Origin of the sequence: Alicyclobacillus sp. SP_1 (genome assembly GCF_024706985.1) — a bacterium.
In the GTDB taxonomy this organism is placed as follows: domain Bacteria; phylum Bacillota; class Bacilli; order Alicyclobacillales; family Alicyclobacillaceae; genus Alicyclobacillus_I.
The window spans coordinates 1-11,877 of record NZ_JAMCCX010000041.1 but is presented as its reverse complement, the minus strand read 5'-3'; the positions used below and the strand labels follow the sequence as shown (position 1 = coordinate 11,877).

At 54.8% G+C, this 11,877-nt stretch carries 6 protein-coding genes and 2 tRNA genes; 6 read left to right on the top strand and 2 right to left on the bottom strand.

Annotation, left to right across the window (positions count from 1 at the left end):
- The first annotated feature begins 214 nt into the window (after positions 1-214).
- The 4 genes from M4I36_RS11475 to M4I36_RS11460 all read left to right on the top strand — a co-directional run bounded on the left by M4I36_RS11475 (position 215) and on the right by M4I36_RS11460 (position 9,725).
- On the top strand, positions 215-3,403 hold the full coding sequence (locus tag M4I36_RS11475; RefSeq protein ID WP_258111883.1) for a glucodextranase DOMON-like domain-containing protein: 3,189 nt from the start codon (positions 215-217) through the stop codon (positions 3,401-3,403).
- 160 nt (positions 3,404-3,563) lie between these two features.
- Positions 3,564-4,430 carry a DUF4912 domain-containing protein gene (locus M4I36_RS11470; RefSeq protein ID WP_258111882.1) on the top strand — a complete coding sequence of 289 codons (867 nt, stop codon included), beginning with the start codon at positions 3,564-3,566 and terminating at the stop codon, positions 4,428-4,430.
- Positions 4,427-7,279: a 1,4-alpha-glucan branching protein domain-containing protein gene (locus tag M4I36_RS11465; RefSeq protein WP_258111881.1), complete on the top strand. Its 2,853-nt coding sequence runs from the start codon at positions 4,427-4,429 to the stop codon at positions 7,277-7,279. Before M4I36_RS11470 ends, M4I36_RS11465 begins: the two co-directional genes overlap by 4 nt.
- A 37-nt stretch (positions 7,280-7,316) precedes the next feature.
- Positions 7,317-9,725 (top strand): sugar phosphate nucleotidyltransferase, encoded by a 2,409-nt coding sequence (locus M4I36_RS11460; RefSeq protein WP_258111880.1) that lies wholly within the window; start codon positions 7,317-7,319, stop codon positions 9,723-9,725.
- On the opposite strand, the gene M4I36_RS11455 is transcribed toward M4I36_RS11460, so the two are convergent.
- Positions 9,655-10,710: an alpha/beta hydrolase family protein gene (locus tag M4I36_RS11455; protein ID WP_258111879.1), complete on the bottom strand. Its 1,056-nt coding sequence runs from the start codon at positions 10,708-10,710 to the stop codon at positions 9,655-9,657. The genes M4I36_RS11460 and M4I36_RS11455 overlap by 71 nt on opposite strands.
- 65 nt (positions 10,711-10,775) lie before the next feature.
- On the opposite strand from M4I36_RS11455, the gene M4I36_RS11450 reads away from it, so the two are divergent.
- Both M4I36_RS11450 and M4I36_RS11445 read left to right on the top strand, forming a co-directional pair.
- Positions 10,776-10,850 (top strand) — tRNA-Gly (locus M4I36_RS11450).
- 3 nt (positions 10,851-10,853) lie between these two features.
- Positions 10,854-10,930, top strand: a tRNA-Ile gene (locus M4I36_RS11445).
- A 194-nt stretch (positions 10,931-11,124) separates the two neighbouring features.
- On the opposite strand, the gene M4I36_RS11440 is transcribed toward M4I36_RS11445, so the two are convergent.
- Entirely contained in the window at positions 11,125-11,370 is a 246-nt protein-coding gene (locus M4I36_RS11440; RefSeq protein ID WP_308661220.1) for a YggT family protein, read from the bottom strand.
- Positions 11,371-11,877 lie beyond the last annotated feature (507 nt).

Below are 11,877 nucleotides of genomic sequence, written 5' to 3'. Positions count from 1 at the left end.
CCTCCAGCGCCGAGAATACTTGGGGTGCAGACCCCTGGGAAGGTAGGACGTTGCCAGGCGAGAGAGACGAACGAAAGGCCCCGAGTGTGGGGGTGCAGAGAGGAAGACCATCTCTGTCCACCCTCCCCTCGGGGCTTTTTTTGTTGGTTCCGGGACTTTGTTTGACTGAAAAGGGCACATGCTCGGTGGCGTTGGTGTATGGTGGAGGTAGTTGGTGTTTCAACATGACGGATTGAGATGGATGGCATTGAGATGGATGGAAGTGATGAGCTTGAGTAAGCCCGAAACACAGCGCCGCCGCTCTGGTCGCTCGCATGCGCCTGGAGGTGCGCTCACCTCACTAAGGTCGCAACCGACACGATGTCGGTTAGGTTCTTCGGAAACGTGGACGACTGGCGCCAAGGATGGTCTTGGAACTGCATATTATTCTCCCGACTCAGGGCCGAGTCGCTCGAACGTGTGGTTTACGCTCTGCCAAGGGGTGCTGACTGAGGTCTATTATCCCGACGTAAGCTGCCCAAACTTGCGCCTTCTGCAACTTGTGGTGACGGATGGCGAAACTTTCTTCGATGCAGAGGAGACAGAAACGGAGCATCAGATTGAACCGTCGTCGGAGGAAGCGCTACTTTATACGCAGACGAATGTTTCGACCCATGGACGGTACCGGATTGCAAAGACGTATGTGACCCATGTGGACGCGCATGCGCTTGCGGTTCAAGTGGACATTGAGATTCTTGAAGGACATGCGGAGGACTATGCGTTTTATGTCTACAGCAACCCGACTCCCGGCAACAACGGCGCGAAAGGGTACGCTGATGTGCTGGTCAGGGATGGTCGGACGTACGCTACGGCTGTGGGGGGAGAGGTGTTCATGGCTCTTTCCGCATCCTGCGAGATTGCTTCAGCAGCGTGCGGACATGCTGTAGGAGAGAGGAATCGAACGGCCCTCAAGGAGCAACTCCAGTGGTCACAATCGCATGCGGACGCGACCGCAGGGAGTGTGACGCAGATTGTCAAACTACGGCCGAACTGTGCGGGGAAGCGTGTATCGTTCGTCCTGGCTTTAGGATTTGGTTCGACGATGGACGCCGCATTGGATGCGGCTCAAGAGACCTTAAACACTCCTTTTGCTGAACTAAAAGAGCGGTACATCCGCGGCTGGAGAGCATATCTCGCGCAGTTGTGTCTGCCGACTGTCGGCTCTCGGCCGCTGCTTCAAACGGCAGCCATGGTACTCAAAGCGCACGAAGACAAGCGCCATCCCGGCGCCATTATTGCCTCGCTGACCATTCCGTGGGGAGACCGTGTCACTTCGTCAGAAGGAGGAGTTGGCGGCTATCATTTGGTCTGGTCGCGCGACTTCTACCAAGTCGCTTCGACGCTCGCGGCTTTGGGGGAACGCGATTTGGTTCGACGAGCACTGGAATACTTGGACGAAATACAGCAACTTCCAGACGGGTCGTTTCCCCAAAATTCTTGGTTGGACGGGCGGCCTTACTGGCGCGGATTGCAGATGGACCAAGTCGCTTTTCCAATCCTGCTCGCGTATCAGTTGACCGAATCTCGCCGATACGAAACATTGGTGCGACCAGCGGCCGACTTTATTGTCGATCACGGTCCGCATTCGGCCCAAGAGCGCTGGGAGGAGAATGCGGGATATTCCCCTTCGACCCTTGCTGCACAGATTGCCGGACTGGTGGTGGCGGCTGAAATAGCGCGGTCGGCGAAAGACTTTGGCCGTGCTGCGGTGTATTTGACGACGGCCGATGACTGGGCCCGGAGAGTCGAGCAGTGGACGGTTTGCCAAGCGGGATCGCTCGCGGACCATCCGTATTTTTTACGCGTCAGCGATACGAAGCAACCGGATGATGGTCACTACATCGAGATTAAGAACGGGGGAGGCTGGCATCCGAAGTCGGACATTGTCGATGCCGGATTTTTGGAATTGGTTCGGCTCGGCATTGTACCGGCCGATGATGAGACGGTGTGCAAGTCCCTCGATGTCGTCGATCGGATGCTACGCTACATGGGGAAAGACGGTCCGGTATGGCGTCGGTATAATCAGGATGGATACGGGGAGACGGAGGACGGCCATGGGTATCAGGGAGCTGGCGTCGGCAGGCCGTGGCCGCTCTTGACCGGGGAACGCGGCGAATATGAGGTCGCCTGGTCGGTGTCGCGCAAACGTCACGCCCCTGGCTGTTTGTACGGACCGGAAGCCTTACTGCGGACGATGGAGAAGAGTGCGAATCGCGGATTGCTGATTCCCGAGCAAATCTGGGATGGCGAGGAGATGGCCGAGTTCGGGTTGTACCCTGGGCAAGGAACGGGATCGGCCACCCCATTGGCTTGGGCTATGGCGCAATATCTCCGATTGGCGAAATGTATTGAAGAAGGACGTGTGATAGAGACACCGGACTTGGTGGAACAACGCTATCAAACACAAAAACCGTCCGTAGGACCGGCGGTTGAGATCGACGAACCCGTTTTTGATGCGTGCCTTTGTCGTTCTAACGTTCGCGTCTATGGCCGCACATTACCTGGTGCCACGGTCGTGATTCGTGGACGGGAGGCGGTCGTGGCGCAAGCGGACCAGACTGGCTCCTTTTCTGTAGACATTCAATTGTGGATGATTGGCCGCAATGTATTTCAAATCATGGGCTATGACAACCAGCGGGCGGTGTCCTCTTCGTTCTTGGCCCTTTTTTACCATCCGGTACAAATTGGTGAGTGGTTCGACCGGATAGGGGATGACGCTGGACCTGGATGCTACACCTACCCGACGCACCCTGACTTCCAGCACGGAGATTTCGATTTGCGCCGAGCGGCCGTCTCTGTCGATGACCAATGGGTCTATTTTGAAGTCGACCTAGCTCATCTTGACAATCCTTGGGAGGGTCCGAATGGCATATCGAAGCAACTGGTGGACATATATATTCAAACCCCCGTTGAAGGGGAATTGAGGAGCTATGAGACATTCGGCTTGAATGCCAAGTTTCGAGCGGACTGTGGCTGGAATCGGTTGGTCCGCGTCTTTGGGGACTGGAGTCAAGAGACGACGGTGGTCCGGGCGGATGGAACGGTCAGTGGGAACTCCCTTGTCTGCACAGACCCTATGCATCACCGAATTCGCATTCGGGTTTCGATAGACTCTTTGGGCGGTGTGCCTTCCGATGGGTGGAAATGGATGGTGCTTGTGGCGGGAGAAGAGAATGGTCAGCCGAGGCCAGTTCGTCGCACCGCTGGCGATTGGGATTTTGGTGGTGGAAGTGAAGATGGTATGCATTCTGCCATCATTGACATGTTGGACTCGCCCGAGTTTTCTCAGGAGGAAGTGCTGGACTGGACACGGGAGCAGTTCTTCGTAGGATTGCCCATGATCGACATGATTCGACCATCTTAGTGGTGTCATAGCAATTTACGGCGGTCCAAACAAGTTCTATAATTCAGATAAGAGAGTTTGGGCAACGAATTTTGCCGCTGCGTATCGTACCCATCCGTCATTCGAGCCGAGCCATCTTCCTTCCATCTCACGCCGCGTTATCGAGAGAGGGGCATCTTCTATGCAAAAGCACGAATGGCAGCAAGCGGACTGGCTCGACGTGCTACGCCGGTTAGAACAAGGTCAGTCCCAAAGGCAAGTTGCGGAATTGCTCGGTGTCTCGCTCGGACAATTGAAGTACCGCCTGCGCCGATATCGACAAGCCGTCGGTCAAGAGGAGTCGTCTGCTGGGCTCTGCAGTGAGGAAATGCTTGGCTTCTCCGAACTCTGGCAGAAAGACTATCAAGAGATGGACTTGTGGAATGAGTCATGGTCGCGACACTTGTCGGGAAGTCGCGTCAGTCTCTGGGCCGTTGACCCGCATCATCTCTTCGCGTACTGGACGGTTGCCGATTGGCGCAAGCAACTGATTGAAGAGCACTTTCGCCAATCATGGATGGACGTGCCCGTGTGTTTGCGCCTCAATGACGTCACAGACCTTTGGTTCGATGGTTACAATGCGCACGAATCGGTATCCATCAGAATTCACCCTAATACGGACAACTGGCATTTCTTGCAGATTGCGTCGAATCGAAATTACGTACTAGAACTGGGCATCAGCCTCGATTCTGGTGCGTTTTTTTCCATCCTCCGCTCGAATATGGTCCACTGTCCGGCAGACAAATCGGTAGACGCGGTGCATCCGGCCATCGAATTTCGAAAAGTTTGGGAGGACGAGCGGGATCGCCCAGATGGCCTTCTTGCAAAACACGCTGGCGTTTCAACGCGAGTCTCATCAAAACCTTCCTCTTCCTCCCAGGTGACAGGGGTGATCGGGGAACCGCCGTATGCTCCAATTTTTGACGGGTACAGTATTCGCCTCGCGGACACGTCTCGAGTGGATGAGGAAACGGTGCATCCGGTACCGAGTGAGGAGGCGCGTCCATGACGGGGAAAGGTTATTTAGCGCTCGTCCTTCACGCGCATTTGCCGTACGTGCGCCATCCAGAAGCGGACTATGGACAGTATTTGGAGGAGCGCTGGCTCTATGAAGCCATCACGGAAAGTTATTCTCCACTCCTGCGCATGTTCGAGCGCCTCGAGGCGGATGAAGTGCCCTTTCGACTCACGCTGTCGATCACGCCAACGCTCCTGTCGATGCTGAGCGACCGTCTCTGCCAAGAGCGCTATTGGACGCATCTGCACCGGTCTTTGCGCTTGGCGGAGCGAGAAATTGCCCGGACCGAGGGACAACCCGACTTTCAGCCACTGGCTGAACACTACCATCGCGAATTGCTGGAAACAAAGAGGTTGTTGCAGCAATGGAACGGCAACCTGGTCAACGCCTATCGTCACTATCAGGAAATGGGCTTTCTGGACATTGTGACGTCGTCCGCAACGCACGCTTTTCTGCCCTTGCTCGCGACAGAAGAAAGTGTTCGCGCTCAAATTCAGACCGGAGTTGCCGTCTATGAGCAGCACTTTGGGCGCAAGCCGAGCGGCATCTGGCTGCCGGAATGCGCTTATGCTCCTGGCCTAGACCGTGCTTTGAGCGCGGCGGGCCTGAAATATTTTGTGGCAGACACGCATGCGCTGACTTCGGCACGACCCACTCCGGCGTTTGCGACTTTGTCGCCTGTCCTGACGCGTTCAAGAGTCGCAGTTTTTGCGCGGGACGCGGAGTCATCAAGGCAAGTGTGGAGTTCTCATGAAGGATATCCGGGAGATGTGGATTATCGCGAGTATTACCGGGATATTGGGTACGATCTCGACATAAACTTGATTCGCGAATTCATTCATCCGGACGGAATTCGCGTCAATACAGGCTTCAAGTATTATCGGACGAGTGGTGGTGGGATTGACAAACAGCCGTACCAGTTGTCTCGAGCGGCAGACAAGGCGCGGCAACATGCCGAGCACTTTCATGCGGGACGGTCCCAGCACGTGGACTACTGGGCAGAAAAAATGGGCAGAGCGCCAATCGTCGTGGCCCCTTTTGACGCGGAGTTATTTGGACATTGGTGGTATGAAGGACCGCAGTGGCTCGAAGCTTTGCTGCGCTTGCTGGCTTCCGAGGAGAGTTTGCTGAAAGCGGGCACGCCTCTGCAGTACTTGCAGCAATACGAGGATTATCAAGTGTGCGATATTCCCTTTTCGTCTTGGGGGCGTGACGGTTACGCAGACGTCTGGCTAAACGGCAAGAACGATTGGGTCTATCCGGTGTTGCACGAGTGTGAACGAGAGATGGTGGAACTCGCCAGCAGATGCGAACATCCAGACGCCTGGACGGAGCGAGCGCTCCGGCAGGCGGCGCGCGAGTTGATGCTGGCGCAAAGCAGTGACTGGGCGTTTATCATGGACAATGAAACGATGGTCGACTATGCCATCAAACGTGTCAAACAACATGTCCAAAGATTTCGGAAGCTATCGCAGATGCTGAGAGAAGGTGCTGTCGAACCTCAGGTGGTGAGCGCCCTCGAAGCGCTCGATCACGTTTTTCCCACGGTGGACTACCGGCTCTACCAAAACAAGGCGCGCATGAACGAGATTTTCCGCAGTGACAGCGACCGCGCGGCGGTCAGTCGGAAACCATCCGTACTGATGTTGTCTTGGGAGTTTCCCCCGATGACCGTCGGCGGTCTGTCTCGCCACGTGTTCGATCTCGCTCGTTACCTCGTCACCTCGGGTTGGGACGTTCACGTTTTGACGACTGAGATTGGCGATTATCCGAAAGAAGAAGACGTACTCGGTGTACACGTCCATCGGGTCCATGTCCGCCAACCGGATGGCGGGGAGTTTTTTCACTGGACGCTGCAACTGAATTTGATGATGGTCGACGAATACGAGAACTTGTTGAACCGGGGATTCTCTTTTGCGGTGGTTCACGCACATGATTGGCTGGTGGCATACGCCGCTGAAATACTCAAAGACCGGCATGGGCTCCCCTTGGTGGCGACCATTCACGCAACGGAACACGGTCGAAATCACGGTATTCGGACCGAATTGCAGCAGCGTATCCATGCGTTGGAGTGGGGGCTCACCTATCGGGCCACGCGTGTGATTCTCTGCAGTACTTACATGCAGCGCGAAGCCGTCGAAATTTTTTCGCTGCCTCGCGATAAAACGGTCGTCATCCCCAATGGGGTCGATCCGGCCGTCATCCTGAATTCTGCCGCATCACCTGACCGTCGCCAAGCCGTAGCGTTGGACGGCGAGCAAATTGTGCTCTACCTTGGTCGGTTGGTGCGCGAAAAAGGCGTTCATGTTTTAGTCGAAGCAGCGCCGCGCGTGTTGGTGGAGTGTCCGCAAGCGAAATTCGTGCTGATTGGCGCGGGACCGGAACGCCCTGGCTTAGAAGCGCGTGTGCGGGAGATGGGACTCGCGGACAAAGTGGTCTTTCTTGGTTTTGTCTCCGACGAGGAACGCAACGCGATGCTTTGCGCTGCGACGGTGGCGGTGTTTCCAAGCCTGTATGAACCGTTTGGAATTGTCGCCCTCGAGGCGATGGCGGCGGGAGCCGCAGTCGTTGCCTCGGATGTCGGAGGTCTTGGCGATGTCGTCCGGCATGAGCAGACGGGATTGACCAGCTTGGTTGGCGATAGTGCTTCAGTCGCCGCTCAAATCGTGCGGATTTTGCAAAATCCCGAATGGGCCGAGCAGTTGACCCAATCTGCCCAGCAGGCACTGAATCAGTATGACTGGCGTCACATTGCGGAAGCCACCATTCACGTCTATCAGCAAGTCATGCATCCTGTTCCAGCAGTTGGCGTGGTTCATCGAGAAGACAGAGAAGAATGAGGAAATAACGTCTTGGAGCCAAGAGGGAGGAAGTAGGATGAAAGCCATCATTATGGCTGGAGGCAAAGGCAGCCGTTTGCGACCACTCACGTGCAATCTTCCGAAACCAATGGTGCCGTTACTCGACCGTCCGTGCATGGAATATATTATCAACCTGTTAAAAGAGTATGGTATTACGGAAATTGGGGTGACCGTACAATACTTAGCGTCCGTCATCAAGGGGTACTTCGGAGATGGTGGCGATTTTGGAGTGCGTCTGCACTATTTTGAGGAGAGAACGCCGCTTGGAACAGCTGGCAGCGTGAAGAATGCAGAGGATTTTTTAGATGAACCGTTTCTCGTCGTGAGTGGGGATGCACTGACCGATTTTGACCTCGGGGAAGCGATTCGAGTTCATCGCAATCGCGCCGCACTGGCCACCATTGTTTTGACTCGCGTGGATGTTCCACTTGAGTACGGCGTAGTGATGACGGATGAAAATGGATTGGTCACGCGGTTTTTGGAAAAGCCGAGTTGGAGCGAGGTTTTTAGCGATACCGTCAATACGGGGATTTATGTTCTCAATCCGGAAATTCTCCAGCTGGTTGAGAAAGGTAAAGTCTTCGATTTTAGCAAAGATTTATTTCCGATGTTGATGGCGCAAGGTTTACCGCTGTATGGACATGTTGCAAACGGCTACTGGTCGGATATCGGGAACTTGGCGCAATATCGGCGGGCGCAATTTGATCTGTTGCACCAGCGGGTCAAAGCCAAAATCAAAGGTCGCGAGCTGCGGGCAGGTGTCTGGATAGACAACGGATCGCAAATCGATCCGACGGTGGAGTTGGAAGCACCCGTATACATCGGAGAGGGGTCGACGATATCTGCACATGCAAAAATCGGCCCGGATGTGGTTCTCGGACGCTACAATCAGATTGGCCAGGAGACGGTCGTGGTGCGTTCGGTTCTCTGGAATCGCAACTACGTTGCCAACGCGGCGAGTTTGACGGATGCTAGCGTGTGCAACAATGTGAACATCGGAGTGGGTGTGGACGTCTGTGAAGATAGCGTGATTGGCGACAAGACGCAAATCGGAGACATGGCGGTCATTCGACCGGGCGTAAAAATCTGGCCAGAGAAGCGGATTGGCGAGGGAACCATTCAACAGACGTCTCTCATCTGGGCCAGTTCCATGTTCGCGAGTCTCTTTGGAGAGGACGGGATTAGCGGCATTCCTAATCTTGAACTCATTCCAGAGATGGTCAGCAGAGTTGCTGCCGCTTACGGCTCTGGATTGCCGCGGAATTCGACGGTTTCCGTGAGTTGCGATGAAAATGCCTATTGCGGAATTTTGAAATTTGCTGTGATGTCGAGTTTGATGGCTATCGGCGTGAAAGTCAGAGATATCGGCACGGCTCCTGTGCCCGTTGCGCGGTTTGAATGTCGGCGGTCAGACAGTGCGGGCGGCATTCACATCCGCAGCGTGGGGGATGATGCGAACAACGGGGACAAACGGATTGTCCTGCAGTTCTTTGATGAAGACGGCCTTCCGATTGATAAAGCGACGGAACGCAACATTGAGAATGCTTTCTTTCAGGAGGATTTTGCTCGGCCCGGGGCCCATGGATTGGGTGGGATGGAATATCGACCGCAAATCCTCGACTTCTATGTGCAAGAAGTGTTGTCTCGTGTCCCGATTGAACGGGTACGTCAGCGGGCTTTTCGAGTCGTGTTTCAATGTGACAGTCCGCATGTGCTGTCGGTGATGTTGCCGATTTTAGATAGGCTTGGCTGCAGTGTAGTGACCATGGTCAACAGTGATCGCGATATCGGTCAGGTCGTCCTCGACAATCGAGCAGACCTTGGGATTGTCCTGCGGGCAGGTGGGCAAGAATTTCGCTTTTCTTCGGAAACTGGATATACGCTATCGGCGGATGAGGTGCTCATTCTGCAAATGTTGATTGCCGTCAAAGAGAGGATGCCGCTCGCTATGCCAGTGACAGCTCCGTCGGTGCTCGAGGAGATGAGTGCTCAAGTAGGCATTCCCGTTGTGCGTACCAAAACAGTCCTGCGTTCTTTGTTGGAAGTCGGCATGCAAAACGACCTCCAAGTGCACTTTGATGGCTTTTACGCAGTGGTGGCGGCGCTGCAATTTCTCGTCGAAGAAGGCATTGGGCTGCAAGAGTTTGTGGAGCAACTTCCGAAATTCCATATGCGCACGGAGACCGTTCCCTGCCCCATTGAAGCCAAAGGCCGCGTGATGCGCCGTCTGATGGAAGACATGAAAGGACAGCGGCTCGAGTTGATTGACGGCATTAAGGTACTGACGGACGATGGTTGGGCGCTCATCATGCCAGATTCACAGCGGGCGATGTTTAAAGTGGTTGCACAAGGAATTACGTCCGATAAGGCAACCGAGTTGACATCGACCTATATGTCGAAGATATCCGACTACCAGCTTGCTTGAGCGGATCGTGCTGATTCTGTGGATCGTGCTGATTCTGTGGATCGTGTTGATTCTGCGGACGGGCATCGCTGATAGGCGCGAGACGCTCGAATTCACGCAACTCGTCGCGCATGCGTTCCAAAACAGCCTCGTGGATGGGGCGTGGAAGATGGTGCCCCATCCCTTGATAAAAGTGGGTGACGACTCGTTGTCCGCTCCTTTGGAGGGCCTGTGCCATCTGGGTGGCGTGATGAAAGTCGACCTGCGCATCTGCCGTTCCGTGCATGACCAAGATGGGGCAGCGAAGCGCATGGGCCAAGTAGAGCGGGGAACGGCGCCGGTACAAATCGGGGTGACGGCTGGGAGTGGCCCTCACCGCTCGCCGCAACGTGCTGCGTAAGTCTGCGCGCTCTGCGTAGGTCGCGAGCAGGTTGCTCACACCGCCCCAAAGAACCAGAGCGTCGAGGTCTGGTAAGCGGAGGGCGGCTTGGGTTGCTGTAATCGATCCCCTAGAAAAACCCATCAACACGCGCGGACGTGCGCGTAGCCACGGGAAACTGCCGAGGAGTCGATAGGCGGCCAGAGCGTCTTCCACTTCACGGCCGCCGAATTCGTCCCATCCTTCGCTGCCTTCTGCAGCCCGATAGGCAGGGGCGATGGTCGTGAGTTCAAGGCGCTGAAAATCGCCCATCCAATCTCTGCGGACGGTGCCGACGCCTCGGATTCCGCCGCGGCAGTAGACCATGCCTGTCAACTGCGAGGTGTCTGCGAATCCGCCGGACTCCTGGATGGCGGGGCGCTCTGAGCGGTCTGTTGAAGTGTTCACAATAGGTTCCAACGCATAGTCAGCGCAAACTTGCCATTCCAACTCGGCCATCGTCTTGTGGAGCCAGTTGGCAATATGGCTTTGCAAGGCGCTGCTTGTCCAGCCAATACAGTGCGGGACAGAGAGGTATGCATACGTCTTGAATGGGCCAGACGGCAAGGCAAAACGGTAGACGGCCATGAGAGGTGACAACATCTCCTTGACTTGATTCCCGAAACGTGGATATGGTAGAGTGTAGTGCACAAGCGGAAGTGGCTCAGGGGTAGAGCATCGCCTTGCCAAGGCGAGGGTCGCGGGTTCGAATCCCGTCTTCCGCTCCATAGGGGCCCATAGCTCAGCTGGTTAGAGCGGTCGGCTCATAACCGATTGGTCCTAGGTTCGAGTCCTAGTGGGCCCACCAAAACCTTCGAAAACCCTTGATGTATCAAGGGTTTTTGTTTGCCTTGCTACAAATTTGCTACAAATCTTTAATGAGCAACGTCCCCAGCATCCGTGTTTCATGGACATTGGAGGATGTGAGAGAGCGGCGCTGACATCGATAGAGGTAGATACTCCTGGAGTGCCGCCTGCGCCGCTTTGCGGCGAGTGACTGCATCAATAAAAGTGCAAGGCAAGCGGTAGGATTTGAGAAAAGACAATGCTTTTTAAGATGATAAAGACGAAGAAAGCAACCATAGGTGAAAAGTCGATTCCTCCGAAAGGCGGAATGAAGCGGCGGAATATCGCAAAATACGGGTCAACGAGTCGACCTAACCAGACGCCAACGCGAGAGTGTCTCAGGTTGGGTATGAAGGACATAATAATCCAAGCGATCATCATGTAGGAATAGAGACTACACAAGTCATTCAAAACAATGTAAATCGCGAAAGCCGTGGCGTTCCCCTACTTTCCGAGTCGCCCGATACGGACGTTTCTAGAGTTTTGGTCACTTGACCGCATGTTTCAGTATACACGACGAAACGAGCACCGCCCAATCATGGGCTTGATACGGGCAAGGTTTTAAAGAAAATAGGCTCGATTATGGTGCCTGAGGATGCTTCGGCCAGTTTTGTGACGCGTTTTATGACGTGGGGTCATGGAGTGAGAATGTGGTTGCGATATGTTTAAGGACAGGCGAAGGGAACCAAGTTGCGGTGTTTGCACATACTCTATAGAGGGCAGCGATGAAGGAGACGGAACTGGCACTGAATGCACATGGGTCAAGCGAATGCTTCGAGTGGAAGTTTCGGCCGAGACTGCCGAGAAAGGCGCCGAGGACAGGGGGGACTGTCCCAATGCTGTCAACTTAGGATGGTATGAATTGGTGTTCCCTCTGGTTATTCGAAATCTGGGTCCACAGAGTGGGGC

Excerpts from the sequence above, each read along its gene's own strand:
- M4I36_RS11460 (WP_258111880.1), top strand. The coding sequence starts at position 7,317 with ATGAAAGCCATCATTATGGCTGGAGGCAAAGGCAGCCGTTTGCGACCA.
- M4I36_RS11465 (WP_258111881.1), top strand. The coding sequence starts at position 4,427 with ATGACGGGGAAAGGTTATTTAGCGCTCGTCCTTCACGCGCATTTGCCG.
- M4I36_RS11455 (WP_258111879.1), bottom strand. The coding sequence starts at position 10,710 with ATGGCCGTCTACCGTTTTGCCTTGCCGTCTGGCCCATTCAAGACGTAT.
- M4I36_RS11470 (WP_258111882.1), top strand. The coding sequence starts at position 3,564 with ATGCAAAAGCACGAATGGCAGCAAGCGGACTGGCTCGACGTGCTACGC.